This is a genomic window from Parapedobacter composti, assembly GCF_900112315.1.
Classification (GTDB): Bacteria; Bacteroidota; Bacteroidia; order Sphingobacteriales; family Sphingobacteriaceae; genus Parapedobacter; species Parapedobacter composti.
Map to the genome: position 1 here is coordinate 1 of NZ_FOLL01000007.1, position 26,949 is coordinate 26,949.

General features: G+C 49.6%; 25 protein-coding genes. 6 read left to right on the forward strand and 19 right to left on the reverse strand.

What is annotated here, in order from left to right:
* Nucleotides 1-70: 70 nt before the first annotated feature.
* The gene (locus tag BM030_RS09020; protein ID WP_244518813.1) at nucleotides 71-805 is read right to left on the reverse strand and encodes a FecR domain-containing protein; all 735 of its coding nucleotides are present in this window, start codon (nucleotides 803-805) and stop codon (nucleotides 71-73) included.
* A 139-nt stretch (nucleotides 806-944) separates the two neighbouring features.
* The gene (locus BM030_RS09025) at nucleotides 945-1,529 is read right to left on the reverse strand and encodes an RNA polymerase sigma-70 factor (protein ID WP_170845680.1); all 585 of its coding nucleotides are present in this window, start codon (nucleotides 1,527-1,529) and stop codon (nucleotides 945-947) included.
* A gap of 215 nt (nucleotides 1,530-1,744) precedes the next feature.
* On the opposite strand from BM030_RS09025, the gene BM030_RS09030 reads away from it, so the two are divergent.
* The 5 genes from BM030_RS09030 (at nucleotide 1,745) to BM030_RS09050 (ending at nucleotide 6,666) form a co-directional block, all read left to right on the forward strand.
* Entirely contained in the window at nucleotides 1,745-2,704 is a 960-nt protein-coding gene (locus BM030_RS09030; RefSeq protein ID WP_090973272.1) for a hypothetical protein, read from the forward strand.
* Between the two features lie 104 nt (nucleotides 2,705-2,808).
* Nucleotides 2,809-3,657, forward strand: coding sequence for a universal stress protein (locus BM030_RS09035; protein WP_090973273.1), 849 nt, complete (start codon nucleotides 2,809-2,811; stop codon nucleotides 3,655-3,657).
* Between the two features lie 105 nt (nucleotides 3,658-3,762).
* Complete coding sequence (locus BM030_RS09040) at nucleotides 3,763-4,680, forward strand: NAD(P)-dependent alcohol dehydrogenase (protein WP_090973412.1); 918 nt, start codon at nucleotides 3,763-3,765, stop codon at nucleotides 4,678-4,680.
* 7 nt (nucleotides 4,681-4,687) lie between these two features.
* Complete coding sequence (locus BM030_RS09045; RefSeq protein WP_090973274.1) at nucleotides 4,688-5,599, forward strand: helix-turn-helix domain-containing protein; 912 nt, start codon at nucleotides 4,688-4,690, stop codon at nucleotides 5,597-5,599.
* Between the two features lie 158 nt (nucleotides 5,600-5,757).
* Nucleotides 5,758-6,666: an NAD(P)/FAD-dependent oxidoreductase gene (locus BM030_RS09050; RefSeq protein ID WP_090973413.1), complete on the forward strand. Its 909-nt coding sequence runs from the start codon at nucleotides 5,758-5,760 to the stop codon at nucleotides 6,664-6,666.
* A 2-nt stretch (nucleotides 6,667-6,668) separates the two neighbouring features.
* Here BM030_RS09050 and BM030_RS09055 read toward each other — a convergent pair whose 3' ends face one another.
* From BM030_RS09055 to BM030_RS09135, 17 genes are all read right to left on the reverse strand, one after another.
* Nucleotides 6,669-7,400, reverse strand: coding sequence for a DUF4625 domain-containing protein (locus tag BM030_RS09055; RefSeq protein ID WP_090973275.1), 732 nt, complete (start codon nucleotides 7,398-7,400; stop codon nucleotides 6,669-6,671).
* A 348-nt stretch (nucleotides 7,401-7,748) separates the two neighbouring features.
* Nucleotides 7,749-8,948 (reverse strand): GTP-binding protein, encoded by a 1,200-nt coding sequence (locus BM030_RS09060; protein ID WP_090973276.1) that lies wholly within the window; start codon nucleotides 8,946-8,948, stop codon nucleotides 7,749-7,751.
* 58 nt (nucleotides 8,949-9,006) lie between these two features.
* Nucleotides 9,007-9,216, reverse strand: a complete 210-nt coding sequence (locus BM030_RS09065) for a hypothetical protein (RefSeq protein ID WP_090973277.1) — start codon at nucleotides 9,214-9,216, stop codon at nucleotides 9,007-9,009.
* 174 nt (nucleotides 9,217-9,390) lie between these two features.
* Nucleotides 9,391-10,095, reverse strand: coding sequence for a hypothetical protein (locus BM030_RS09070; protein ID WP_090973414.1), 705 nt, complete (start codon nucleotides 10,093-10,095; stop codon nucleotides 9,391-9,393).
* Nucleotides 10,096-10,133: 38 nt separating this feature from the next.
* Nucleotides 10,134-10,595 (reverse strand): DUF4625 domain-containing protein, encoded by a 462-nt coding sequence (locus BM030_RS09075; protein ID WP_090973278.1) that lies wholly within the window; start codon nucleotides 10,593-10,595, stop codon nucleotides 10,134-10,136.
* A gap of 54 nt (nucleotides 10,596-10,649) precedes the next feature.
* Nucleotides 10,650-11,117 carry a DUF4625 domain-containing protein gene (locus tag BM030_RS09080; RefSeq protein WP_090973279.1) on the reverse strand — a complete coding sequence of 156 codons (468 nt, stop codon included), beginning with the start codon at nucleotides 11,115-11,117 and terminating at the stop codon, nucleotides 10,650-10,652.
* An 18-nt stretch (nucleotides 11,118-11,135) separates the two neighbouring features.
* Nucleotides 11,136-13,544 carry a TonB-dependent receptor gene (locus BM030_RS09085; protein ID WP_090973280.1) on the reverse strand — a complete coding sequence of 803 codons (2,409 nt, stop codon included), beginning with the start codon at nucleotides 13,542-13,544 and terminating at the stop codon, nucleotides 11,136-11,138.
* 112 nt (nucleotides 13,545-13,656) lie between these two features.
* The gene (locus tag BM030_RS09090; RefSeq protein ID WP_170845681.1) at nucleotides 13,657-14,025 is read right to left on the reverse strand and encodes a hypothetical protein; all 369 of its coding nucleotides are present in this window, start codon (nucleotides 14,023-14,025) and stop codon (nucleotides 13,657-13,659) included.
* Nucleotides 14,026-14,192: 167 nt separating this feature from the next.
* Nucleotides 14,193-15,095, reverse strand: coding sequence for a sugar phosphate isomerase/epimerase family protein (locus BM030_RS09095; RefSeq protein ID WP_090973282.1), 903 nt, complete (start codon nucleotides 15,093-15,095; stop codon nucleotides 14,193-14,195).
* Between the two features lie 29 nt (nucleotides 15,096-15,124).
* The gene (locus tag BM030_RS09100) at nucleotides 15,125-15,853 is read right to left on the reverse strand and encodes a (Fe-S)-binding protein (protein ID WP_090973283.1); all 729 of its coding nucleotides are present in this window, start codon (nucleotides 15,851-15,853) and stop codon (nucleotides 15,125-15,127) included.
* Nucleotides 15,854-15,934: 81 nt separating this feature from the next.
* Complete coding sequence (locus tag BM030_RS09105) at nucleotides 15,935-16,783, reverse strand: discoidin domain-containing protein (protein ID WP_170845682.1); 849 nt, start codon at nucleotides 16,781-16,783, stop codon at nucleotides 15,935-15,937.
* 27 nt (nucleotides 16,784-16,810) lie between these two features.
* Nucleotides 16,811-17,827, reverse strand: a complete 1,017-nt coding sequence (locus BM030_RS09110) for a DUF6528 family protein (RefSeq protein ID WP_244518815.1) — start codon at nucleotides 17,825-17,827, stop codon at nucleotides 16,811-16,813.
* Between the two features lie 5 nt (nucleotides 17,828-17,832).
* Nucleotides 17,833-19,383 carry a RagB/SusD family nutrient uptake outer membrane protein gene (locus BM030_RS09115; protein ID WP_090973416.1) on the reverse strand — a complete coding sequence of 517 codons (1,551 nt, stop codon included), beginning with the start codon at nucleotides 19,381-19,383 and terminating at the stop codon, nucleotides 17,833-17,835.
* Between the two features lie 11 nt (nucleotides 19,384-19,394).
* A complete protein-coding gene (locus BM030_RS09120) occupies nucleotides 19,395-22,478 on the reverse strand; it encodes a SusC/RagA family TonB-linked outer membrane protein (protein WP_170845683.1) in 3,084 nt (1,027 codons plus the stop codon).
* A 92-nt stretch (nucleotides 22,479-22,570) separates the two neighbouring features.
* Nucleotides 22,571-23,629, reverse strand: a complete 1,059-nt coding sequence (locus BM030_RS09125) for a FecR family protein (RefSeq protein WP_170845684.1) — start codon at nucleotides 23,627-23,629, stop codon at nucleotides 22,571-22,573.
* 62 nt (nucleotides 23,630-23,691) lie between these two features.
* A complete protein-coding gene (locus BM030_RS09130; protein ID WP_170845685.1) occupies nucleotides 23,692-24,294 on the reverse strand; it encodes an RNA polymerase sigma factor in 603 nt (200 codons plus the stop codon).
* A gap of 123 nt (nucleotides 24,295-24,417) precedes the next feature.
* Nucleotides 24,418-25,716 carry an MFS transporter gene (locus tag BM030_RS09135; RefSeq protein ID WP_090973288.1) on the reverse strand — a complete coding sequence of 433 codons (1,299 nt, stop codon included), beginning with the start codon at nucleotides 25,714-25,716 and terminating at the stop codon, nucleotides 24,418-24,420.
* A 52-nt stretch (nucleotides 25,717-25,768) separates the two neighbouring features.
* On the opposite strand from BM030_RS09135, the gene BM030_RS09140 reads away from it, so the two are divergent.
* Nucleotides 25,769-26,938 (forward strand): PQQ-dependent sugar dehydrogenase, encoded by a 1,170-nt coding sequence (locus tag BM030_RS09140; protein ID WP_090973289.1) that lies wholly within the window; start codon nucleotides 25,769-25,771, stop codon nucleotides 26,936-26,938.
* Nucleotides 26,939-26,949: the final 11 nt, after the last annotated feature.

Sequence of the window (26,949 nt, forward strand, 5' to 3'; positions counted from 1 at the left end):
CAGGTCAATTCAAATCAAAAAATCAAAGAACGACTATAATATATTTATATACAATGCTTTACAATGAATTTTAAAAACTTAACGCATCACTAGTAATTTCAAAATAAGCTTCGCCTGTCATCGTTACACGTCTTTCTTCATCGGAAAAATGTACAGGGTAGGTTAAGGACGAAGCAGCGTTTAGCAGCACATTGGAGCCGTCCGGCAGCGTAACCCGGTACTGGCCTCCCCGGGGGGTCGTGATGGTGTTGTATGCGATTTCAGCAGGCCTCTCCTTTTGCTTCGCCCTATAGCGGATACTACCGTCATTTTTCTTTTCTACCTCCAACCCACCCTGCAAAGCGATCGTGCCCACTTTAGCATTGGACAAGGACACCACCGATCCATCTGCCAAGGTCAACAGCGCCTTGTCGGCTCCGGGAAGAATCAGCGTATCTCCTACCCTGGCTTGCGACTGAACGCCGGTATCCGTCTTAAAGAAATAGATGGACACCCCCGCCAACAGCACCAATCCTATAAACACGGCGGCGTAGCTAAGCAGGGATCGTCTATTTCGCAAAACAGCGATTTGTTTATGGCCTTCCTGCTTTTCTACCGCAGCAAGTAAACGCTTACTCCAACGATCCAGCAGGTTCTGGGGCGCGATATGCTTTATGGACTTAGATTTCCAGTCTTTCTGCGTAATTTCCTCCATCACCCCTTGGGCTTCCGGCTTTCGCAGCAGCTGCTGTATATGTTCGTATTCCTCGGCTGAATAATTATCATCAAGAAACCTTTTTAACAACTCTTTTTCTAATTCAGTCACTTTTTTCTTAAATAAGTATACAAAAGGCTTACCTACAAAAGTTAACCCCTCTATATGTAGAGTCGAAAAAATGCAGCTGTACCACCACTGGTATTGGCACTTTTTTTCAATAAATCATCAGAAGTTATGTTGTTCAGGATTAAAGTCCTGTCAGAAGCGCGGCAATCAAAAAGGTCAGGTAGTCATGATAAAACAACCGCATTCTCTTCAGGGCGGTGGAGATGTGGCGTTCAACCGTATGGCGGGAAATTTCAAGTTGGTTGGCAATCTGGTTATAAGACAGGTTCTCCTCCCGGCTTAGTTGAAACACTCTGCGACATTTTGGATGCAGCGTATTCAAAGCGAGTTGATAGCTGTCGTTTGCTTCCCTGTACCTCATCGGATAATCCGTGGATTCCGCCGAAAAACGGTTATCGTCTTTCATCATTTCGACATCGACATACACCATCTGCTTTTTCCGGAGGTAGTCGATGCATCGAAAATGCATAGCCTTAAAAATATAGCTGGATATATCCTTTTCAATGGTAATTTCGCCTCTCCTTTGCCAGATATCCAGAAAAATATCAATACCAATCTCTTGACTTCTCTCTTCGTCCTTTAAGTAGCGCATGCCAAAATCATATAGTTGCGGAGCGTACCTATTGAATAGCTCGTTGTAAGCCCGAAGGTCCCCTTTTTTGCATCCGTCCCATAGATTGTTGTCTGTCAAGTTTTTATAGTCCACGCTATAGAGAATTAACCGGTACAAACTTGGCTATCACGTTTGATCTTATTGCAAGTCAGTGATTAATTATTTGTTAATTTTGTATGTAGAATTATGAGCCAGCCCCCCCGGTGAAACCCCGAAGGCAGCCGGAAAAACATAACACAATAGTAACCTATTCGTAATCGCCAGCAGACATTAATTAAGTTTCTTGCATAGCAACTTATATCAACTGCATGGACGTTTCTTCAATTGTTATGTGTCTGGGATTTGTTTTGGCGTCTTACTCCGTCGTGGGAAATGACACTATTCAGACCCTGGGTACATTTTTAAGCTCCAATGAACGGAAGAGGTGGTGGGTCCTCTGGTTTTTTGCGGGAGGCATTCTTACTTGTACCCTTATATTTGGTTATTTGGACCATGGCGGGGATGTTTCCTATGGCCGGCTGGAAAAATATCCACTGCCGGATCCTTTTGAGTGGTATTTTCTTTTACCGCCCATTATCCTGCTGCTCCTAACGCGTACGGGGATACCAGTGAGCACCTCTTTTCTGATCCTGATGTTTTTCAATCCGGAAAACCTGATCAGTATGGTAACCAAATCTGTCTGGGGATATGTGGTGGCTTTTGTGGCGGCGGTGGTGCTGTATATCGCCATTTCAAAGATGCTGGAAAAAAAGTTTATTGAACATCCGATTACCCGCAGGGAAAACGGAATATGGACAGTCTTGCAATGGGGTTCTACCGGATTTCTGTGGTCGCAGTGGCTTATTCAGGATTTTGCCAATATTTATGTATACCTGCCCCGCGAGCTGCCCCCATGGGGACTCGTATTTTCCCTATTGGTTATACTCGTGATATTGGCCTACATCATTGCCTCAAAAGGTGGAACCATCCAGCATATCGTCCGGTCGAAGACCAATACGATCGATGTCCGGTCGGCCACGATCATCGATTTCTCGTACGGCATTATTCTTTATTTTTTTAAAGAGCTGAACAATGTGCCCATGAGTACCACATGGGTATTTATTGGTATTTTGGCCGGCAGGGAAATCGCGCTTAATTTTATGTTGCGGAAAAATGAGGGCCGCCGCGCGATGTTCAGAACGCTGGCCGTGGATCTGGCCAAGGTTGTTATCGGGTTGGCAGTAAGTATTCTGTTGGTTTTTGCGGTTAAATACCTGGCCACGTTATGAAACCTCCTGCCCTTTCATAGGCGAAAGGACGTCTCTCCCCGAACTGGCGGTGATGGGGACGCGCGGCAAAGGACTAAGATATATGAACAAAGTTTTACAGCATCATGATGAAAAGCATACTTTTCCCGACCGATTTCTCAAGTGCGTCCCTTAACGCATTCGGTTATGCAGTTAAATACGCCGAGAAAACGCAGGCCAGGCTGGTTGTTTACCATAGTTTTATGCCGGACACGGAACTTAACGAAGAAACCCGCGAAATTTATAAAAAACTCGATATTGAAAACTTCCGTTCTAAGAAGGATAAGTTCCCGCCGTTTGAAAAGCTCATCGAACAGCTCGGTGTAGACAGCGTAACGGTAAAGTATATTGTTGAAGAAGGGGCTTTTATAGAAAATTTCAAAGCATATGTCAAGCGTAAGGAGGACGCGATAGAACTGGTGGTTATCGGTTCGCAGGCAGCAAAAAAAGGAATGTTTGAAGTCTTCCTGGAAACCAACACGGCTATCATCCTTGAGGAAATCAACAAACCGGTAATCGCCGTGCCACAGCGGGCGCGATTTGATGGCGTTATCGATCACATAGCATTTCTGGTGGACTACCGTGAGGATGAGCGGGCTCCCCTGACCCAGGTGATGAAAACTTGCCGGGAATTCGGGGCTAAGCTCCATGTCCTGCATTTTGATTTGGCTCATGGAGAGTCTATCGTGCCGTTAATGGAACGGTTCAAGAAATCCCTCCGCGTGCCGCCGCACACAAGCGATACCGTGTTCCGGTCCATCGACACGATAAACCTGAAGGCGTCCCTTGCTGATTATTGCAGGGCCAACCATATCGATCTGGTCTGTCTGGTTAACCATAAACGTAATTTTTACCAACGCCTTTTTTCTTACAGCCTGGCCCAGGATCTCTTGCGTAATATCGACGTGCCGGTTATGGCTATTTACAACGATTAAGGCGCCGGGTCCCTATTGTAACGGTGAAGAAGGCAAAAAAGTACTTATCTTTATCACAGATCGAATAAAAAGGAACGGGCCATCAACATGAAAGCAAAAAAACAGATGAAAGCAGTTATTTGTACAAGATACGGTTCGCCTGAAGTTTTACAACTGCAGGAAATAGCTAAGCCCGTTCCGAACAGCCATCAAATACTTGTCAAAATTGTCGCAACTGCCGTTAATTCGGGAGATGTAAGGGTTAGGAGTCTTGATGTCAACGGGTTTATGAGGATTATTATGCGCCTGGCTTTAGGGATTTCAAAACCAAGAAAACCAATTCTGGGCACGGTATTTTCGGGTGTTGTTGAAAAAGTTGGAAAAAACGTATCCAAATTCAACGTCGGAGACCGCGTATTCGGGATGACGGGGTTTACGTTCGGCACGTATGCGGAATACATCGCTGTACATCAAAACAGTAACGTAATCGAGATGCCGAATAATGCAACGTACGAAGAAGCCGCAGCTATCGTCTTTGGCGGGCAAACAGCCATTCATTTTTTGGATAAAGCGGGGATAGCTGGGAGGCCAAACCCAAAAGTCCTGGTTATCGGTGCTACAGGTTCCGTCGGCACAGCAGCCATCCAGCTGGCAAAGCATCACCATGCCGATATCACAGCCGTTTGCAGTGCCGAAGGAATCGGGCTGGTGAAAAGCCTGGGAGTAACCAACATTATGCGCTACGACAGTGCGGACCATACCAGGCAGACAGATAAGTTTGACATCATCTTTGACGCAGTGGGCAAAACGCGCAAAAATGAATGGAAACACCTACTGAACAAAAATGGCGTGTACAAAAGCGTGCGTACGGGATATGCTTCCGAAACCATACAGCAACTGATGTTGTTAAAGGAGCTATTTGAAAACGGAAAATATAAAGCGGTAATCGGCAAGACCTTTTCCATGGACGAGGTAGTGGAGGCGCACCGATACGTAGACACAGGCCGGAAAAAGGGAAATGCCGTTCTGAGAATCAGCGAATGAGGGGAAAATGATGCGTAACGCCCAGAACGATATCCGTGAATTCCTGAAAGCGCACGTCAAGCTACGGGGCGGCAGTTCGCAATACGAGAAGTACCTTGCCAGGCCAGGCAGCTTACTTGCTGAAGGCTTCACCGTTGTTGAGGTTGGCGCCGACTTTGAAAAGGTTTCGCAGGTTGACCCTGCCTTTCATACCATCGCATTGTGCATTTCCGGATCGGCAGTCATCAACGGCGGCACCAGCCTGCCTGCCCGGCACATGACATTTATCCCGGCCGGCAGGTCGTTTGTATTTACGGATTTCACCCGCGATTTCCGTGCAGACCTCCTGCTCTTCACTCCCCAGTTCATCCGGAAAGGACTTGCCGTGAACGAGGCAATGGACGACCTGCTCCCTGCGGAAGAGGGTTTGTTGCACTGTTACCCGTTATTTCCTGAGGCTTATGCGGATGTTTCCGCCAAGTTCGCTGGCATCAGCCGTGAACTGGAATGGGCTGCTCCGTTCCAACCGGAGATGGTACGGCTGTATCTTATGCAGATCTTGTACAGCTTTAACCGGGTGTGCGAAACCTGTTTGCTACAGGCTAAATATAAAGACAGCAGAAAATACAGCTTGGCCCATGAATTCCGGAAACTGGTCAATCAGCATTTCCGGGAAGTCAGGTCGGTAGCTGAATACGCATCCATGCTTCATATCACCCCGAAATACCTGAGTGAGTGTACACAGGCCCGGTATCGCTATCCGGCCATAAAACTCATCCATCAGCGGCTACTGCTGGAAAGCGAACTGTTATTGCTCTATTCCTCCATGAGCATCAAGGAGATTGCCCATGTTCTGCGTTTTGACACCACGGCCCATTTTGCCCGCTTTTTTAGATCGTACAAAGGCATTGCACCAGCGGCCTACCGGAGCAAACCGTAAAATTGGTTCTACTTGCCGGAATACCGGTATTGGCGTGAACAGCAATTCCGGCGACCTTTGTATGTATGCTTTCCAGAAGGGAGTTCATCAAACAGGGCTGCGCAGCGGCATCGATGCTGGCACTGCCACACCCATGGACATCGTTAACACCAAAAGACATGATATCAGAAAAAGATTACGACACCATCATCATCGGCGGCAGCTATGCCGGCCTTTCTGCGGCGATGGCCCTTGGCCGCTCACTCAGGAATATTTTGATCATAGACAACGGCAATCCTTGTAATGCACAAACACCGCATTCGCATAATTTCCTTACGCAGGATGGCGAAAAACCCGCTGTGATTGCAAAAAAAGCTTGGGAGCAAGTCTCGAAATACCACACCGTGGAATTCTTGAACGGCCTGGCGGTGGATGGAAAGCAAACGGCTGACGGCTTCTCCATCGTTACCCAATCGGGTGAAACGTTCAGCGCGAAAAAACTCATTTTGGCCACTGGAATAAGCGATACCCTGCCGGATATAAAGGGGTTTGCGGAATGCTGGGGTATCTCTGTTATCCATTGCCCCTACTGCCACGGTTACGAGTTCCGCGGCAAAAACACCGGCATCATGGCCAACGGGGAGCGGGCCTTCCATATAACGTCATTAGTCAACAACCTGACCGATACCATCTCCGTGCTGACTTCAGGCAATGCGGATTTCAGTGCAGAACAAATGGAGAAGTTCCGCAAACACGGCATCCAAATCATCGAAACACCGGTCGCCGAAATCGAACACGAAAACGGGCATCTCAGTCACGTGGTCTTTGCGGATGGCCGAAAACTGGCGTTCGATGCAGTTTATGCGGCAGTTCCATTTTCGCAACATTCAGACATCCCGGTGTTGTTGGGTTGTGAACTGACCGAACAGGGGCACATCAAAGTGGATATGATGCAGAAAACGACGATTGATGGTGTCTACGCCTGCGGCGACAACTCCAGCATGATGCGCTCGGTGGCTTGGGCCGTGGCAACGGGAAATATCGCCGGGGCGATGGTGAATAGCGCCCTTACGGGCGAAACGTTCTGAACCTATTTCTTGGCAAACATTCCCTCGGTCCGGGCGCGTCTTCCTTTCTGGTCTTCGACGGTAAGGATAACCCGGTAGTCGCCTTCCGGAGCTTCTGAAACATGCACATGCTCATGGAAATGGTGGGTAAGTTGCCCTACCAATTGCTCGCCGGCGAACTTGAATTCTTTGCTCCATGCATTTCCTTCTATCGCAACGAACACGCTTTTGATGCCACTGGGGGCAGTCAGTTCCGTTTCCAGGTGGAGGTCGTTGCCGGCGGCGTTGATACCTACGTCCAGGCCGGAAGCGGTCGGCACGGTACTGTCAATGGTCAGCCGGAAATCCGCAGACGCTTCCGTAACGGAACCATCCGCTTCGACGAGGCGGAGTGTCAACCGGTAGTTACCCGGTTCGGCTGTGGCGGGTATCGCCACGTCGGTACGGAAATCCGCCTTGTTTTTTCCGGCGATGCCGTCGCTGTACTGCGCTGCGAATGTCCAGCCTTCATCTGAAACCGGCCGGATCGCAATACTTATTTCAACTATCGCCGCCTCGGCGCTCACCCGTGCCGAAACAGGAAGCGACAAGCCCACGAAGGCTTCCGCTTTTTCGCCCACCTGTAAGTCGGAAATTCCCCTGCCGGGTGAGCTGCAACCGGCCAGCAGGATGATAAGTGCGAATAATAAACCGGGCACGCCGGTCAAACGGTGTCCGGCCCGGTTTAAGCGTGGTATTGTTAACGATGCCATCATAAAATAACGGTTATGCAATTCGATTTAACAACAAAGGTACACAATTGATGGTGATTTGCAACAAAATTGCATCCGATTCACCGGCATGTTCCATCATTTGCAGATACATCGAAATATACGGAACCAGCGCTTATATATGCGAATCCGCAATCGATAACGCTGAAAATGATGGCGCTCTACCTGGGAGTATGGCTGGAGGCTTGCGGCTCGATGGATACTGGTCAATGGTATCACTCATAGGTTGCGGAATGCATCGAGTGAGATTCATTTGCTTCAGACCCGGCCGGAGTCCCTTGTTCCGGTTGCTCTTTCACGGTTGGTCTTGGGAGATCAGCGTTCCATATCGTTTTATATATTTTTCGGAAAATCATCGTGCCAAAGCGTATAGCGCCAATCGTCTGCCTCGCCTTCGGTGAGCAGACACTTTTCCAGGTCGCGCAGGTGCTTCTCCCTGTCGAGATGCTGGCCGATGAACACCAGTTCCGTCTTCCGGTCAGCCCATTGCGGGTGCCATCGCGCCTCAATGGATGTGCGGTGCTCAAGGTAGTCGGCATAGCGGTACCGTTCGGATTCAGGGATGCTGCACCACCACGCTCCCGCGCTCTCAATGCGCAGGCTGCCGCCGGCTTGGCTGAAGCTTATGGCCACATTAGGTCGGGAAGCCATCCAGAACAGCCCTTTTGCCCGGATCATTCCTGCTGGATAGTGCTCATTGAGGTATTTATACCACCGTTGCGGATGAAAAGGCCGTTGCGTGCGGAACACAAACGAAGAAATACCGTACTCCTCCGTTTCAGGCGTGTGCTCATTTTCCAGTTCCTTTATCCAACCCGCTGAAGAAGACGCCTTCTCGAAGTCGAAAAGTCCCGTGCCGATGATATCCCCCGGCAAGACCTTCCCGAAGTGTGACCGGATAATCCTCGCATCCGGGTTCAACTTACGTAAGGCCGCCTCCAACGTACCCACGGTTTCATCCGAAACCAGATCTGTCTTGTTCAGCACGATGACATTGGCAAACTCTATTTGATCGGTGAGCAGGTTCACGATGGTCCGCATATCCCGTTCATCAGTTGTCAACGCCCGGTCAGTGAGCGTCTCATCCGAGCCGAAGTCCCGGAAGAAATTATAGCAGTCGACCACCGTTACCATCGTATCGATATAGCTAAACCGGGAAAGGTCTATCCCGCTGCCTTCATCCACATAGCTGAATGTCTGCGCCACGGGGATTGGTTCAGCGATGCCCGTGCTTTCGATAAGCAGGTAATCGAAACGGTTTTCCATGGCCAGCCGTTCCACTTCCACCATCAGGTCTTCGCGCAGCGTGCAGCAGATGCAGCCGTTGCTCATCTCTACCAACCGCTCTTCGGTTCGCGACAGGGTATTTTCCCGCTCTACCAGCTGGGCATCGATGTTAACCTCGCTCATGTCGTTAACGATAACCGCCACCTTGAGGTTATCTTTATTGTGCAAAATGTGGTTGAGTAAAGTCGTTTTCCCCGCTCCGAGGAATCCGCTTAATACGGTTACCGGCAGTTTCTTTGCTCCCATTGTATTCTATTAATTTTAGTAGCTTCCTTGTAAACACCTCGTTAACAGACCGGCCGATTCACAGCACGCGCTCCGTTGCTATCCGCGTAAACCAAGACACGACACGCCGATGGTGTTCCTCCCCATATAGCTTGATAAATTGCCGCGTCTCTGAATGACTGAGGTTGTTGTAGACCTCCAACCGTTCCCTGGCAAATGCGGCGGTAAGCCGTATCCGGCACCTGCGTTCAATGCAGTCTTTCCAGTCTTCAAAATCCTGTGGTATCATCTGTTAACGTTTTCGAGCATGCCAAAGTTAGGAACTAAAACCAGTAAAAGCAACAAGGTTGCAAATGTATTTATGAGAAGCCAGCGCGGTAAGTATAAAACGATAAAGGCGGCGGAATCCGATACCGGTCCGCCGCCCTCGCACAAACACACAATATGTAAATATTGTAAATATTTAGTGGTGGTGCCCGTGTTCCGCGTGGATTTCGAACTTCAGCTCCAGTACATTTTCGCCCGGAAACGCCGTAGTATAATCGCTGCGGTTCCAATCCGACCGGGTGATATTAGCCTTCACACCGGCGTTCAATTTACGCAACACGTACGTCACTTCCTTGGTGGGCCCTTCATTATCGTGCCCGATGGTGAAGTAGCTCAGTATGCCCGTGGTTTCATATTTCCCCCCCACCGCTGTACCGTCAGCGTATGTTTGCTCCCGCGGCTGGAAAATAGCTCCGCTTTCATCATCGCTGTCAGGATTCAGGACGAAATCCCCGCCGATGAGGAATGCTTTGTATTGATCGGCCGTCGCCTTATCGGCGATGAAATCGTTCTGCACCTCTTTTCCGGTGTAGTCCCAGGCTTTCAGTTCGATTTTGTAGACCGCATCGGCCTCCAGATGCAGGTGGCCATTGGAAGTGGCGATGCCGTTCTCATCGAACTTGACGGTGATGGACTCACCTTCAACAGCACCTCCCAGTCCGTGGAAATGGTCTCCGTGCGGATAAACGCCATCACCGCTGACCTCCGTAAAAATGAGCTCAGCCTTTTCAATCCCTTCCTTCACCGGGTCAGGGTCATTGTTATCCTTATTGCAGGATGCCAGTGAGCATGCTGTAAGTCCTACCAAAGCCAGTGCCGCAAATTTGTTTTGTTTTTTCATTTCCATTAGTATTTAATATCGTTTGTATAAAAAAATGCCTATTGTATTTTTATGCTCAGCCCCCGCATCGTCTGCCAACCCTCGCGGTCGGTCACCCGAATCATGAAGTGATAATCGCCAGGATCCACGTCGGCCGGTACTGTCAGTTCCACGCTGGCTTCATAGATACGCGGCGCGCCCGGAATTTCGAACGAGTTGATGTAGACAAAAGGTTTGACCGGTGTTTTCACCGGTTCCATATCGCATTCGTTCACCTCTGTGCTGTGCGTATGGTGATCGAAATTATCGTGCACATCCAGACTGAAGGATCCCAGCGCGACGTTATCGCTGAATTTTGCCCGAAATACGAAGGTTTCACCGCGCTGGATGGTACTGCACTGCACGGGAAAAGCATCGGCATAGGCAATGTCAATAACCGGATACTCCGTGTCGGTCGTGCCGTCATCCTTGCCGCACGACAGCAACGATGCCATGGCAAAAAAAATGATAATTCGTTTCATGATTCGCTGTGTTTAAATGCCTGTACTGAACTTATGTTTTTGGGTTTACCAATGTTAACTGATGATCAACGTCGGGTCAACAGGAAGGTTTTCGCGCAGGTAAATACGAATCGTGTGCTTTTCTTCCAGCTTGGCACCGTTCTGATCCTGCACCACAATCACAAAGTCGTAAGTTCCTTCCGGCGCATCCTCGGGGATATCAAAATGCTTATGCACATTAGTATTCCGGGCGCCGCGGTATTGATCCCAGGTAACCTCGTAGCTCCATTGCCCGGCATAAGTTTCATCGGGCCGTTGCTCGATCCGGATTTGAATGAAGTCGATCCGTTCGCCTGCCACCACATCCATATCGAAGTGGAAATCCTCGCCGACAACGCCGATTCCGTTGTTGCCCGACCCTATTTCCACGTTCTCCACGGTGGGCATGGCGGGGTCTGCCGGGGAATCCTTCTTGCAGGACGAAACAATCAACGCAGCAGCCCCGATAAATCCGAGGATGAAATTTAATTTTCTTGTTCTCATTTTCTTACTATTTATCCACTACTCTTTAATACTATTGCGATTCGCTATACCGACCGGTATCCGCATGGAGAAGACAATATTCCTGCCCATCTCGGGGAGTTCTATCAGCCGGTAAAAGCTTGTATGATCCATATATCTCGTATTCAGCAAGTTTTGTACCTGCAGGTTCAGGTGAACCTCCTGGTTCGCCACGGATACGGTATACCCCGCCTGTAGCGCCGCCACGCCATAGCCATCAGTCTTCCGCTCGGGGGGCACGATCCGGTATTGTCGGCCCACCAGCTTATAATCCAGCGACACAAAGGGGTTTCCTGCCCTATCCGGAGCCCAGGTCATGTTCATCAATACCGACGGTGGTGGGGCAAACGGCAGCGAAAACCCTTTTTTTGCGCCGGAGAGCTGTTTGGAAAACAGGTATTCCGCAAGCACCTCAGCGGTCAGCGCACTGCTTATGCGACGGGATAGCTGCAATTCGCCACCGTACCGCATTACCCGGCTTTGTTCGTACTGGAATACCTGATTACCCGCTCCATAATAGTGGTCGAAGCGTGCTGTGGGATTCAGGTAAATGTAATTGGGAAAATAATTATAAAACGGACTCACTATGATGCGCCAGCCACCATGTTGCCACGCTGCCGACAGGTCTGCTTGGTACGATTGCTCAGCCGACAATGACGGGTTGCCCTGTTCATAGCTGAAATAATGGTAATTCACCCCGTTGGCCGAAAGCTCCTTGGCAATCGGCATGCGGAAGCTCTTGCCGATGTTAGCCTTCAATGAAACCGCATCAGCCGGGTCGTAATTAATCCCCACGGACCACACCACGCTATTGAAACGGCGGTGCAGGTCTGCAGCCCGCAGCAAGTATTCCTGCGTACCGCTGTCGTCTACCGGTGATGGAAACCAGTCGCGGTATGCCGACATGCGCAAGCTACCGTGGTCATACCGCAGGGCTGCATGCAGCAACGTCTTATCGTTCAGCCGGTATTTATCATACACAAACGCTCCGGCTGTCAGCTGGTCAAACGAAGGCACCAGAAACGTCCACCCGTCAATAGCGTTATCCTGGTACTCGCCATTAAATCCGAACGTCAGCGTATGGCGACCGGTCTCCCAGTGATCTTTCACATTCAGTGAATAAACAAATTTATCAAATTCCCGTTCAAGCCCCATTGGTATACCGAGTGTATCGGGGAACACCGGCGGCATGTAACCGTGGTTGACATACTGGCTGAACTCCTGCCTGAAATTTCGCTGGAATCCCAGTTCCGCCTGCAAGTGGTGCGCTCCGAAATGGACGGCGTTCCGGCTGATCACCTTGAAATGGTTCACTTGCTGGCGGGGCATCAGAATGTCCCTCGCCGAACGGTCGTGCATACCGGCGTCAACCCTGCGCGGTTCCAGGCCATGCGCGTTGGCAAAGAATCCGGCCTTATTGTACGTATTGCTCACATAAAGGACGGAGTTGAACCGCTCACCGAGGTAACCCGCCGTCAGGTGAAGATTCATCTCCTGTCCGGCTGTATTCCGCAGGTGTTGCTTATGAAGTGCTACCGCATAATCATAAACATGCACCGTGTCTGTGGGAACCCGGTAATCGCCATAGCGCTGATAGGTGGCACGCCCATCGCCGAACCATCTGCTCCCGCGGCCTCCAAAACGTACGGAGGTGCCGTAGCTGCCGTTATTGCTTCTCCCCATAAGATCTACCGAAGCCATCGCCGTGTGCGGCGCCGGCGGCGACTCGGGCTTCACGTCAATAGCGCCGCCGATGGCATCCGAACCGTAAACGAAAGATGCGGCACCTTTGATGATTTCCACCTCGCCGGCAGCGAACTGATCCAGTTCCAGGCCATGATCGGCTCCCCACTGCTGGCCTTCATGCTTAACTCCCCTATCCACAACCATTACCCGGTTGAATCCCAACCCCCGGATAAGCGGTTTCGATTGGCCCGAGCCGATGCCGATGGTCTGTACCCCCGGCAACCGCTCCAGCGTTTTCATCAAGCTACCGCCCAGATTCCGGTAGATGAAATCCCGGCCGACGACCTCTACGTTCAGCGATTCGTGCTGTTTTCGCCGCTCCACATGGTTATCGGTAACCAGCACTTCATCAAGTACATGCATCGCACTGTCGAGTCGTATCGCTATCTGCTGGCCATCACGCTCCAGCCGGATTTCAGTCCGGTGGCTCCGGTAACCTTCCTTCTGGACACGGATACTGTAACTTCCCTTTGCCAGCGCGGCAAAGGAAAATTCGCCATCCTTACCGGTGTTTGCCTGCCTGCCGGTTCCCAGCAGCACAACATGAGCGTCTGAAACAGGAGCCCCATCCCCACCAGTCACCCGGCCGGACAACCGGAAGCCCTGTCCGCAGGCGAAACTAACGTAAAACAATCCGGCAACAACACCGAGAACGATTTTCATCGAATATTATAATGTTAAAAAGACTTATGCACAATGCAGATGTACAACCATTTCCGGCTCGGAAACGGAAGAAAACGAACTCACGCAGGCAGTAGACAGCCTGTCTGGTTTGTTAAACTGATTGGGAAACGAGAGGCGGCCCCTTATTGGTGTGCCGGTCGCACAAGCCTTCATTGGGGGCCTTGGCTACGGGATGCGCGGCTAACCTTTTCAATTGAAATAAAGGAGCACACAGCGTAAAAGCCGGTTTAAGCACGGCCTGCGCAGGAATGTAGTGGGTATACAGCTGGCAGAACGTACAATCCTGCATAGCTGCAGCGTCGTCATGATTTTCCTCGTGGTGATTATGGCTCTCACAAGGGGAACCAGCATGATGATGAGTATGCATCGCATACATCAACGGCACGCTGATAACCGCCATCATTACGCTTATCGCGGCTATTTGCATGAATACCTTTGACATCTGTACGCAACGCTTCATAATTCGCAGCAAAGTTGCATTAAAATTCCGTAAATGACAAATCAGGATCGATATTTTTACGACATTGCTTACCATTTGGCACCCACTTAACGTAAAGAAGCCGTCTCGACTTTCGTTGAAACGGCTTCTTTACGCGGTATTCGGTAACCGCATGGCTGATCGATCAATCAACTCAATTCTGCACCAATGCGCTCAAGCAGCCGCTTGGTCGCTTTTATTCCGTCCTCTTCGCTGAGCTCCTTGCCCTCGTATTCGATGCCGATATACCCCCGGTATCCCGCATCCTTGACGATCCGGAGCATCCTCCGGTAATCGATATTGGCCTCGTCGCCGTTCGCATCAAACACGTTGGCCTTAGCGCTTACGCCTTTGGCGAATGGCATCAGTTCCGTTACGCCCTGGTAACGATCATATTCATAAAAATTACCGAAATCAGGAAGACTTCCACAATTGGGTTTGTTTACGCCTTTCAGCACCGCGGCAAGCCAATCGCCATGCGAGGATATGCCCCCATGGTTTTCCACGATGACGTTTATGCCGTGCTTCGCCCCGAACTCGCTCAATCTGCCCAAACCGTCAATGGCGGCATCTTTCACCTCTTCCGGCGTACCTTTACCGGCCGCATTAACCCGGATGGCATGGCAGCCGAGGAATTTGGCTGCCTCTACCCATTTATAATGATTTTCAACAGCCTTGATGCGTTCGTTGTCGTCGGTAGAGCCCAATGGCCCCTCCCCATCAACCATGATCAGCACATTTTTTACGCCGTGGTCCGTGGCCCGCCGGAGCAAGTCGGTCAAATATCCGTTATCTTTCGCCTTGTCTTTGAAAAACTGATTTACATATTCCACGGCGTGGATACCAAACGTTTCAGCGGCCGTCTTCGGAAAGTCAAGATTATCCAACCGTTTTGCAAAGATTGTCTTGTGGAGCGACCATTGTGCGAGCGAAATATCGAAAAACAAAGCATTCTTATGTTCAGACATGGACGACATCGCTACCGACGGTAACACGGACAACCCCAGGGCGCCAACACCCAACTGTTTCAAAAATGATCTTCTATCTGTCATCGTATTTATAATTTGGTCTCTTTTCTCCGCTAAATATTGGCCCAACCATGAGCAAGCACGTCCGCCAGATGCATGGTTTTAATGGGCAGCTGGTGTTTGTCTATATACCCTTGGAGGTGTAACAAGCAGGATGAATCCGTGGAAATGATAAAATCCGCTTCCATTTCCAGTGCGTTATGTACTTTCTGTTCGGCCATGGCACTGGATATGGCTTCAAATTTGACGGCAAAGGTACCTCCGAAACCACAGCAGGTATCCGTATCCCGCATCTCTACCAGTTCCAATCCGTCCACTCTACTTAACAGTTGCCTTGGTTCTTCCTTGATGCGGCATTCCCGCAGGGCCGAACAGGAATCGTGGTACACCGCGCGCCCCTCCAATTCTGCGCCAAAGTAATCCTTTTTAAGCACATTTACCAGAAAATCAGACAGCTCATAACTGTTTCCCTGAATTGCCCGGCAACGGTTATGCACCATGGTATTGGTGAACAAATCATTATATGCATTCTTAACCATCCCCGTGCAGGAAGCCGACGGCGACACGATGGGCTGGTCATCTGCAAAGTCATGCAGGAACTTATTCCCTATTTTCTTAGCCTCATCCCAGAACCCCGCGTTATAAGCCGGCTGCCCACAACAGGTTTGCTGCGGATTATAAACCACTGTGCACCCAGCTTTCTCCAATACACGGACGGTATTGAAAGCCGTTTCGGGGAACAACTGGTCAACGAAACAAGGGATAAAGAGCTGAACCGTCATGCGCTGTATGATATGGCAGCAAATTTAAGGGAATCTTTGACAAATCGATTACGCCTTACCCATTCAGCACATGAATCTGCATCAATACACCCCTATTTGTTCCACATTAATAAATTGATTGGCAACGATATGCGGCTCTGTTGCAATAAATTTAATATACCTTGCACGAACGCGGCTTTCCAACTGAAAGGTATGCCAGATACCCGGATTAGTTAGTGGTATTTCCGTATCTATCACTTTTTCCCAATGTTCGTTGTCTGTGCTCACGTGAAATTCAAGCCTCTTGATGGGGCCATTGTTACTGGCGCGCTGAGTCATTCCAAAACCATTCACGAAACGTTCGGTTTTCATGTCGATAATCAGCCAATGCGGATATGGCGTGGCTCCTCCTGCATAGTTGGTATGCCATATCTGGGTGTTGTTTTGCAGAACGTTGGCCCCAATATTCTGGGTTGGGTTCGTTGTTTGATGATAGCTGCTCACTCCCAGCACATCCCAGCCGTCGGTATTCATCACCGATTCACGGTCCCACCGCGTGCTTACCTCCATATCAATAGCCGCTGATTTTTGACCTAACACTTTGGTGGTTAAAGGACTACCTCCAGGGAAGCGCGTGTCATCTACTTCCACCTGCAGAATATTAGGTACCGTCACGCCTTCCAGCACCAGTATCCCAGCTTCATTGGTTTGCCCTTCATAAATCAAGCTGAAGTCTTCCTGCCCCCGGGGCTTCTCGTACACGTTCAGGTTTACGTTGGAGAGTGGTTCTCCATTTGTCCGTCCGCGTACGGAAATAGTAACATCAGCTTCTGTTTCCTCGGGCCCGCCATAGCTGTCAATATCCAAGTCGCCGCTGCAAGCCATTATCAATAGTTGCCCAATGGATACAATGGCCCACATAAGCAAATTCTTTTGTTTGAATCGTGTCATTGTCATGGTTTATTTCATCTTTAACATTTATTCACACTGCCTCATTGCATGGTTTTGTGGATAGCTGAACGCGTTATCCACCAGCCATCGTGCTTTATAAATCCGCAGATCATTTTGCTGAAAAATGCTCCGTCCATCGGTATCCTTTACCTCATCGGTATACCATTCCCGTTTGGGTTGTATCAAAATGACCGGAAAACCATCCGGTCCGGACGAAATGCTTTTAATTGCATATTGTAATTCCGTATCCAGCATGGAGAACGTTTGGGTCACCAGATTGAATTTGTACACATTAGTGGTTGTGGAAACAAACATCGCGTCTTCGCCATATACCGGAAAAAGGTCGTGGGCGTTGGTTCCAGGCCCGGGGATGTTGATGGTCTCCACTTCCGAGAGGTCTGGCGACTGGCAATTGTTGTTATAGGCGAACGCTTTCAATACCGTATTGGACGTCGCCCAAAGCACCTTCCGAGTGTTATCCCAAACCACATTATGTCCGTCATCAATGGCAATGACACGTTTAAACCCCTCATTCGGGTAGGCCAACGTGTCCACATGTAGCAACGTCAGCCGATTTCCCGTGCTCGATGAGGTTACAATGTTTCCATCTGGGAGTATTTCAGCCGAATGCGGATTCCCGCCGACATTGGCATAAAACAAAGTCTTTTTGTCTTTGATGCGGATCAGCGCTACACCGCCACCTGACGCTGTCATCAATATATACCGTCCGCCATAAACCGGTTTGGCCTCATCCGGCAGGTTAAACCAGGCGATATGGGGAGTAAGGACATTCGACTCAACGGCTGTCCATTCCCAGATAATATTCGCCGTGTTAATGTCAACGATTGCAATTCTGTTTTTTGATTGCTCGGCCAGCACAAGACACCGCTGGCAATCTTCCACCTCAATCAACTCTACAGGCGGCTCAGGTTTTTCAGGAACAGCAGGCGCGTTGCTATTTCCTTTTGAACAAGCGGTGGCGAGCAACGCTATTTTCAAAAATGAATAAAAGGTGGTGATGCTCATCTTTTTTCTGAGGTTCATTATCGTTACCAGTTGGGATTCGGTTGCAACTCTGGGTTCAGTTCGCGCTGCCGGTCGGTAATCGGCCACCAATAGTCGCGTTGCGGATTAAACGACCGAACGACAATTGGATTTCCAGCATGATTGTGTACAGGGCCGTTCATCACCTCTTCGGCAATGCGCCACCGCCTTATATCCGTATAGTAAAGGCCTTCTCCCGCCAATTCTATACGCCGCTCCCGGCGAATAATTTCACGCATTTCGCCCTTGGATAACCCACTGGGAAGCGTATACGGATCTAAGCCAGCCCGGCGGCGGACGGCGTGCAGGGCGTCGTAAACACTTTGGTCGGGCACTTCCGATGCTTCGTTATGCGCCTCCGCATACATCAGCAACACATCGGCATACCGGAGTATCATGTAGTTGATTTCCGACACTGCCGGGATAGTGCTGTTGGGGGCTTCGTCGTAAATGCTGTATTTCTTTTGTGTATAACCCGTATTCACGAATGTACCGGCGGTAACCACCGATCCGCGGAACGTAGCCCCCGGATAAACAATCGTTTGCGCCATGCGCGGATCGCGGTTGGCATAAGGGTTATTAGCATCGTACAAATTTGACTCTTCCTTTGTTTTCCCATCGCGCATCCAGTAGGCATCTACCAAATTTCTCAATGGCGCAACGGTATTGTACTGACGTAGCACAACGTCAAACCCTGTCCCATACTCGGGAGCCTTAAACTGCACGTCAAAAATAGATTCCGAACTATTTTCATTGTCAAGCATAAACAGGTTACGATAATTCGGAAACAAGGCATAGCCGGCGCCCTGCAGCTCCATCACGGCTTTGGCAGCTGCGGCGGCATCCGCCCATCTTTGTGCATTATTGCTGACATTAATTAACGGACTGGCCTCAAAGAGCAAGACACGAGCTTTGAGGGCCAAAGCGGCGCCGCGGGTGGCACGTCCAATATCCGATACGGTTGTATACCGCGGCGGCAATACACCGGCCGCATCATCAAGGTCTATCAATATTTGTGCTACTACCTCGGCCCGTGGCGTTCGGGGTAGGCGCTCCTGGGTAATGTTGGGTTCATCCAGAATGAGCGGGGCGTCGCCATAGTAAGTTGTCAGTAGGTAGTAATAGAGTGCACGAAGGAATTTCGCTTCAGCTTTCATCCTTTCTTTTACGGACTCATCAAGCGGTGAGCGGTCTACCCGGGCAAGAAACATATTACACCGTCCGATGCCTTCATAAGCGTGGTTCCATCGATCATTGATGATGGCAGAATTGGTTGCCGATGTATGGGTGCCCAGCGCAATCACGTTAAAACCGCCCGAATTATCATAATTATAGGCGTTCGGCGTGGCGGTTTCTTCCCATAGCACCGTGGCAGTTCCACCAAATGTACCGCTCTTGGTCAGACTGTTATAACAGGCAGTCAACGCGCCGATGGTCCCTTTTTCTGATTCCCAGAAATTCTCAATGGTATAGCGGTCTGTTGGTATCGTGTCCAACAAATGGCCACAAGACTGGAGTATCATGGCGGTCACCGCGGTATAAAATAGTTTTTTCATGTTCTGTCTCATTAGAAGGTTACGTTCACTCCGAAGTTGACGGTTTTCAAAAAGGGATAATCATAGAGGTTGTCGGTTTTGATGTCTTTTTCCGGATCCCATTGTGTATAGTTCGCGAAAGTGAGCATGTTCTGCCCATTCACGAACACTACCGCGCGACTGATATGTGCCCTGGTTAACCAAGCTTCCGGCAGGTTGTAGTTAAGTTGCACATTTTGCAACCTGAGGTAAGAGGCGTCCTTGAGCCAAAATGTTGAGTTCTGGAAGTTTTCCGTTGCGCCGGTTGCGGTGGTCAACAGTGGGTAGCGGGCATCGGGACGCTCGGGCGTCCATGTATTATCAATCCAATCGCGTGTAATACCGGCTCCATTATTGAAAGGAAAGGCCAGGTTTGCGGTGGGGTAAATACTCAACCCACTTACTCCTTGAAAATACGTGGTTAGTGCAAACCGTTTATAGTTCAAATTGACGCCAAAAGCAAACGTATAGTCAGGCATCGATTGTCCGGTTATGATGCGATCATCACCATCTATCTTTCCATCCCGGTTGATATCCCGGTATTTGATATAGCCCGGCTTCACGGCATTGCTCACCGTGGCACTATAATTGACATCGTCCCAACTTTGATAATAACCATCAGCCAACAAAAGGTAATAAGAATCAATAGGGTATCCCTCCTTGATGATCCGGCGCCCACTGATGATGGTTTCCCCGGCCAAATCGACCACTCTGTTCTTCACGTAATTGATGCTGGCATTGACATCATAGCTAAATTCCCCGATGCGATGCCCGTGCCGTAGCATCAATTCGTAACCTATATTATCCACTACACCGATATTCCGCTGCGGCCCCGACAGGTTACCGATCTGCGCCGGTATGCCGACCGACCGGAGAATGCCCGAAGTACGCCGTTTAAAGACATCGGCAACCACCCCGAGCTTGCCTTGCCAGAGGTCTACGTCTATCCCTGCATTAATAGATGTGGTCGTTTCCCAAGAAATACCCGGATCGTTATAACTGTTTACTGCTGCTCCGGGGCTAATCACGTTTCCGAAGGAATAACGGTATTCATTGCCTACATTGACAATGCTCAAGTAACTATAAAGTGGAACGGACTGATTACCAAGCTTTCCCCAGGAAAGACGCAGTTTCAACTGGTCAATCCAGTCGGTGTCATTCAGGAAGTCTTCGCGATCAATGCGCCATGCAGCCGATACCGCGGGGAAAAAGCTCCATCGATTGTTTGGTGAAAACCGCGACGAACCATCGTAGCGAGAAGTGATTTCTAACAGGTATTTTTCGTCATAAGCATAATTCACACGGCCGAAATAACTCAATAACCTGTCCTGTGATGTTCTCCCCCTTGCAACCTGATTGGTGGAACCTGCATCCAGATCGGTCAATTGGTTATCAAAGAAGCCTTCCGTATAGGCATCGAAACTTCGGTTATTGAAACTTACGTAACTGCTCCCCAGCATAACAGCGAGATCATGCTTGCCCGCAAATGTCTTTTTCCAATTTAGCGTATGGTAGAGCGTTAGGTTTAAATAATTGGAACTCCAATCCCGTACACGAGGTGCCGCGGTATTAAATGCCCGCTGTTCGCCTGTTTTTGGATTATAGGTATACATCTGCGGGATGTGGTCTTTACTGAACCTATCGTGCTTATCGAACCCGATATCACCGTTATAAGTGATACCTAAGGGTAGTTGGACTTCGGTAAATGCTTTTGCCAGAAAACGCTGGTTCTGCCTAAATATGGTTCCTTCTTGCACCTCCATGCGCGGGTTTTCGTAATTATTACGGCCCGGCGTGGGGAGCCATGAATTGCCATAGGTGCCGTTCGCCAGTGTATCAGTCATAATCGGTAGACCGCGCATTGTCACGTTGAAAATCGTGGTTGCCCCATAACCGGGTTCTATGAACTGACGCAAATTACCGGTCACGCTTCCTCCCACCTTAATCCGTTCGGTAACCTGCGCGGTTACTTTCATATCGAGCGAATAACGATTGGCTTCGTCATTTGCGATTAAGATACCTCGCTGGTCCATATACCCCAAGCCAATATTATATTGAGTCCGTTCGTTGCCACCTCGAAAAGCGAGGTTATGTTGCTGAATCTGCCCGTCTTTCAGGATAATATCGAACCAATCAGACGCCGGATATACTACGGGGTCCGTACCTAACCCGTTCCGGTATTCTTCAATCCATGCATCCGTATAATCGCCAACCAACTTGCCTTCATTCAACACCGCTTCATTCCGCAGTTCCATATAACGGATAGGATCCGTTAACACATCCGGCAGAAAGGTGGGGCGTTGAATACCGTACGAATAACTGTAGTTGATGGCATTTCGGCCCTCCCGTCCTCGTTTCGATGTAATCAAGATAACGCCATTTGCTGCCCGCGACCCGTAAATGGCAGCTGATGCGTCTTTCAGTACAGTTATGGTTTCAATATCGTTTGGGTTGATCTCGCTCATCGGATACTCCACTCCATCGAGCAGCACCAAAGGCGCACTGTTGTTAAGCGTACCTATTCCGCGGATGCGGATAGAAGCACCGTCTTGCCCGGGTTGCGACCCTGCCTGATTGACCCACAGCCCCGGAACACCGTGGAGTGCCTGGCTGACGTCGGTAATGGGTTGGTTTTCCTTTTCCTGCATATTCAATACCGATACCGCTCCGGTAAGGTTTTCCTTGCGGGTACTTCCGTACCCTACCACTATTACTTCCTGCAAGTCTTCCGAAACTTCACCGAGCCTCACCAGGAGCGAATTATTGTCGCCGGGGCGGATAATGAAACCGCTTTCTGTGTGTGTTTCATATCCGATAAGGCTTATTACAATATCATAAGCTCTATTAGGACTTAGTCCGCTCATGGCAAACGTTCCGCTGTTGTCCGTTGCCGTCTTTTCAACCACATTTCCTTCATCGACAACTGTTACCAGTACACCACTAAGTGGCCGCCCCGCTTGGTCTATGACGGTTCCTCTAACAACACCTCGCTGCTGCGCGACCGATACTAACGGCAACAACAATATCCATAGGCTGCAACACCATCTGGAAATCCATGATAATCTGCATCTTTTCATAGTATTATGACATTTACATTTATTAATCATTAACCCAAAAGTCTCCCGTCCGGCTCCGAAAAGCCGATTATATCACTTCAATATGTTTACGCTTACTTGTTCCTTATGCGCAGCTTGCCATTGTCATCCTCGTATGTCAAATCGTTCATATTACAGATTACATTTAACATCACATGCAATGAATCCGTAGGCTCAAAGGTTCCCGTAAAGGTCAATCCGTCCAATCTGACTGACGCCAAATCGACAGTTTGGCCATGGCTTGCAGCAATACGGGCAAATACTTCTTTCAATGGTGCTTTATTAAACATCAGACGACCTTTTTCCTCCCATACCACTCGGCTATTCTCGATACGGTCATCGTTTATGATCGGTGCAGGAGTCTTTTGGCTTACAGACCAGCGCCCACTAAGCTCGTTAATATTCAATTCCTCTCCCGGCTTCAGATAAATGTCTGCCAATATTACCCCACTTTGCTCAGTGGCCCGCACAACTACCTTTCCTGTCAATAACTTAACAAATATCCGATTCGGCACCGCCGTGTTTACAACAAAAGACGTACCCAGAGCGGTAGTCGTATACCCTTTGGCGCGCACGGTAAAGGGCCGCAGTGTGTCTCGCGCCACATCAAACCGGGCTTCGCCGTTCAAGTCGATTTCACGGGAAGCATCACTGAAGCCTTTCACATAAGCTATCGAACTTCCGGGCGAAAGGTACACGACCGTACCGTCTTCTAAAGATATAGTTGTAGGATTGTCACCGTCATTGGTGTTGGACACCGTATCAAGCACCGCTATGCTATTTGATTCCAAAGGCAATGCGTCTCGTACCGAAACGGCTCGATATACATTCCAGCAAAGCACAACAACAGCTGCCGCTACTGCTACGCGTATGAAAGGCCGTAACCGCTGAATAATCGGCTTCGGCGGATTGGGCGTAATACCAGCCTTTGACTGAATGAGTGAAAACAATTCGTCGGCGCGCACCGGGTCAATCGGATTTCTACTATCGTCAGATACCTGAAATTCACGCAGCAACTCGTCCCTCCACGCCTCATGCTGGTATTCAAGATAACCCAACAGTTCCTTTCGCTCCTCGTCAGTTGCTTCGTCTCTCCAGAATAGTTCAATAAGATAGCGTATCCGCTTTTCCATATTCATTGTTTCTATAATAAATACTCAGGAAAAGCAAAAAGGGGATGCTTTTTTTTTTAAAATCAAATGTTTTCGGCTAATAAAGCGAAAACCGTTAGACTGGCGGTGCCATAGGGATACTTGGAAATGATGTAATTGCGTATTGCCCGGTTGGATTGTTTGAGATAGTCTTTGACCGAATCGGGCGATATGCCCATCATCGAGGCGACCTCTTCCTTAGACCTGCCTTCAAAGCGGCATAAACGGAACACCTGCCGCTTTCGGGCCGGCAAGGCGTTTACGGCCTCCTCTACCATGGCCAACTGGCTCGTATAATGCTCCTCATCTACCGATTCTTCTGGAACAACCTGCTCGAAAGCCTCATAATTTCCCACATATTCCAAGGACTCATTAACTTTCTTCTTCAGGAAGGAAAGCGCCTTGTTGTAACTGACTACAAAAAGCCAGCCACCCACCGATTGATCAGACCGTATTTTGAAGCGGTTTTGCCACAACGAAACAAAAACATCTTGGAGAAGATCCTCGGCATATTCAGTTCGCTGCACCAGCTTCAGTACGTTGGCATATACAGCCCGATGGTACCGCTCGTACAACAAACCGAATGCATCAACAGAACCAGTGGAAAGCGCAGCTGATAATTGCGAGTCAGATAAATTCTGAGACATCCCCATTACAATTGGTCCATGCAAAATTACTAATAATCAACAAACGCGGCAAATTTACCCCAAAAACGGCCGACCGGAGTACAAAATAAGATTACGAAATTGTTAATTCAACAGCGATAGCTCCTACCTTTCAGCCGGCAACAGCAACATCCGCCACAGCAGCGCCAAGCCCAGCAGGAAAAAAATCCCCAGAAACAAGGCCGAATACCGGATATTGTCGGTCAGTTGCTCAATAAGGGCAAAGGAGAAGAGTCCGATTACAATGGCCACTTTTTCCGTAACGTCATAGAAGCTGAAAAAAGACGCCGTATCTTCTTCGCCTACGGGCAATAATTTGGAGTACGTTGACCGCGAAAGCGACTGTATACCTCCCATTACCAGTCCAACCAAAACCGCCAACACGTAGAAGTGCACTTCATGGCTAATGAAATAAGCCGATACGCATATCGCCATCCACACGCATACCACCAGCATCAATACCCGGACATTGCCGATGTAGCGGGCAAGTACCGACATGAGGTAAGCCCCTCCAATAGCCACCAGTTGGATAATCAGGATGGTGCCAATCAACTTTGCTGCCCCCAAATGCAGCACTTTTTCGCCGAAGGCCGCAGCGACAATCATGACCGTCTGTACCCCCATGGCATAAAAGAAAAATGCGGGCAAAAACCGCTTAATGCCGGGGATGCCCTTCAACCTGTTCCAAACATCGCGCAATTCCGAAAATCCTTTGCTTAACACTTGCTTGGTAACCCGTTCGCCCCGGTGTTCGTCAGGAGGGAGTTTCCGGAACGGTATCTGTGAAAATCCCAGCCACCATACGCCAACAAGGAAAAAAGACAACCGCGCCGGTAAAGTGGGATCCGTAATACCAAACCATTCAGGCTTAAGTACAAACACAAAACAGATCAGCTGCAAGAGCACACACCCTACATATCCATAGGCAAAACCCTGCGCGCTCACGCGATCTTGCTGGTCTACAGTAGCGATCTGCGGCAGGTAGGAATTATTAAACAACACCCCTCCCACATACCCCATGGCCGCCAGAATGAAACAAAAAATGCCCCATTCCAGTGTTTCGAGCCTAAAGAAAAACAAGCCCATACAAGCCAAACTGCCCAGGTAGGTGAAGCCTTTCATGAAAGCCTTTTTGTTGCCCTTGAAGTCGGCCACAGATGACAGGACGGGCAACACCAATGCCATGAACAGGTAGGCAAACGACAGGGCAAAATTGGACAGCGCGGTATTAACCATCGCTATACCGAAAAAGCGGACTTTGTCGCCATAGGCCTCTGTATACGTGATGGCGGTATAATATGCCGGAAAAATGGTTGAGGTAATAACCAGGTTATAAGCGGAATTTGCCCAGTCGAACATGGCCCATGCGCGTATGGTGGGCTTATCGTTTTTTATCAGTTTCATGGTCTATTGAAAAGGCTAATATAGGAAAAAGATTAAGTCCTATCTTTGGGACATGATTATTCAGTATCCTAAACGTTTCGCTGACATGCTGCCGTTGTTATCCGGCGCGCTGGTGGTGGGTTTGCTGTCGCTGGCCTGCAACGGCACAAACGGTAGCCGCTCACACCGCACGAGCGCTCCTGTAACGACCGAAACGGTGACTTTCCGTATGGACACGATCAACACGGGGCTCAACCAGCCTTGGGGAATGGTGTGGTTGCCCGACGGCCGGATGCTGGTTACCGAACGCGAAGGCGCGATTCTGCTGCTCGAACGCGGGGCAGGCACCGGACGCCGCCTCGAGGGGAGTCCTGAAACCTATGTAGGCAGTCAGGGAGGATTGATGGATATCCAACTGCATCCCCGGTATACCGAAACGGGATGGATATACGTAACCTATGCCATGCCCGACGGCGAAGGGGCGGGCACGGCATTGATGCGGTTCAAACTGCAAGGCAACCGTATTGCCGATCAAGAATTACTATACCGAACGGCACCGCCATCAACGTCTGGCATACACTTCGGGAGCCGCCTGGTGTTTGACCGCGAAGGGTACCTGTATTTCAGCGCGGGCGACCACGGCACAAGGGAAGACGCGCAGGATCTGGCCAACGGCCTTGGAAAAATCCACCGGCTGCATGACGACGGGCGCATACCGGCCGATAACCCTTTCGTAAACCATCCGGGCGCCAACGGCAGTATCTGGTCATACGGGCATGGCAACATCCAGGGTATGGCATATGATGCAGTGAACGACATCCTGTACGCTACCGAACATGGTGCGCGCGGCGGCGACGAACTGAACATCATTGAAAAAGGAAAGAACTACGGATGGCCTGTTATTACCTATGGCTTGGATGACGACGGCACCGTCATTTCAGAAAGCCCCGAGCAGGAAGGTATGGAACAACCCATCCACTATTGGACACCCGCCATAGCCCCCTGCGGACTGCTGCTGTATACCGGAAGCAAGTATGCCGGCTGGGAAGGCAATCTTTTCGCCGGAGCGTTAGCGCAACGGCATGTGGCCCGTATCGTGGTCGTGAACAGACGTTACCGCCACGAAGAGAAACTGTTGCTGGATATCGGCCGGATAAGGCAACTGGCACAGGGCCCAGATGGGCTGATTTATGTGCTTACTGAAGATCCCGGCATGCTGCTACGGCTGGTTCCCTCGGCATAAAACAATATTTT

Bases quoted from the DNA above. Each gene is read 5' to 3' on its own strand.
- BM030_RS09060 (WP_090973276.1), bottom strand. From the start codon at position 8,948: ATGGGAGCAAAGAAACTGCCGGTAACCGTATTAAGCGGATTCCTCGGA.
- BM030_RS09050 (WP_090973413.1), top strand. From the start codon at position 5,758: ATGATATCAGAAAAAGATTACGACACCATCATCATCGGCGGCAGCTAT.
- BM030_RS09040 (WP_090973412.1), top strand. From the start codon at position 3,763: ATGAAAGCAGTTATTTGTACAAGATACGGTTCGCCTGAAGTTTTACAA.
- BM030_RS09045 (WP_090973274.1), top strand. From the start codon at position 4,688: ATGATGCGTAACGCCCAGAACGATATCCGTGAATTCCTGAAAGCGCAC.
- BM030_RS09120 (WP_170845683.1), bottom strand. From the start codon at position 22,478: ATGAAAAGATGCAGATTATCATGGATTTCCAGATGGTGTTGCAGCCTA.
- BM030_RS09035 (WP_090973273.1), top strand. From the start codon at position 2,809: ATGATGAAAAGCATACTTTTCCCGACCGATTTCTCAAGTGCGTCCCTT.
- BM030_RS09065 (WP_090973277.1), bottom strand. From the start codon at position 9,216: ATGATACCACAGGATTTTGAAGACTGGAAAGACTGCATTGAACGCAGG.
- BM030_RS09135 (WP_090973288.1), bottom strand. From the start codon at position 25,716: ATGAAACTGATAAAAAACGATAAGCCCACCATACGCGCATGGGCCATG.
- BM030_RS09075 (WP_090973278.1), bottom strand. From the start codon at position 10,595: ATGAAACGAATTATCATTTTTTTTGCCATGGCATCGTTGCTGTCGTGC.
- BM030_RS09095 (WP_090973282.1), bottom strand. From the start codon at position 15,095: ATGACAGATAGAAGATCATTTTTGAAACAGTTGGGTGTTGGCGCCCTG.
- BM030_RS09070 (WP_090973414.1), bottom strand. From the start codon at position 10,095: ATGAAAAAACAAAACAAATTTGCGGCACTGGCTTTGGTAGGACTTACA.
- BM030_RS09090 (WP_170845681.1), bottom strand. From the start codon at position 14,025: ATGAAGCGTTGCGTACAGATGTCAAAGGTATTCATGCAAATAGCCGCG.
- BM030_RS09030 (WP_090973272.1), top strand. From the start codon at position 1,745: ATGGACGTTTCTTCAATTGTTATGTGTCTGGGATTTGTTTTGGCGTCT.
- BM030_RS09100 (WP_090973283.1), bottom strand. From the start codon at position 15,853: ATGACGGTTCAGCTCTTTATCCCTTGTTTCGTTGACCAGTTGTTCCCC.
- BM030_RS09085 (WP_090973280.1), bottom strand. From the start codon at position 13,544: ATGAAAATCGTTCTCGGTGTTGTTGCCGGATTGTTTTACGTTAGTTTC.
- BM030_RS09110 (WP_244518815.1), bottom strand. From the start codon at position 17,827: ATGAACCTCAGAAAAAAGATGAGCATCACCACCTTTTATTCATTTTTG.
- BM030_RS09115 (WP_090973416.1), bottom strand. From the start codon at position 19,383: ATGAAAAAACTATTTTATACCGCGGTGACCGCCATGATACTCCAGTCT.
- BM030_RS09140 (WP_090973289.1), top strand. From the start codon at position 25,769: ATGATTATTCAGTATCCTAAACGTTTCGCTGACATGCTGCCGTTGTTA.
- BM030_RS09055 (WP_090973275.1), bottom strand. From the start codon at position 7,400: ATGATGGCATCGTTAACAATACCACGCTTAAACCGGGCCGGACACCGT.
- BM030_RS09125 (WP_170845684.1), bottom strand. From the start codon at position 23,629: ATGGAAAAGCGGATACGCTATCTTATTGAACTATTCTGGAGAGACGAA.
- BM030_RS09080 (WP_090973279.1), bottom strand. From the start codon at position 11,117: ATGAGAACAAGAAAATTAAATTTCATCCTCGGATTTATCGGGGCTGCT.
- BM030_RS09105 (WP_170845682.1), bottom strand. From the start codon at position 16,783: ATGACACGATTCAAACAAAAGAATTTGCTTATGTGGGCCATTGTATCC.
- BM030_RS09130 (WP_170845685.1), bottom strand. From the start codon at position 24,294: ATGTCTCAGAATTTATCTGACTCGCAATTATCAGCTGCGCTTTCCACT.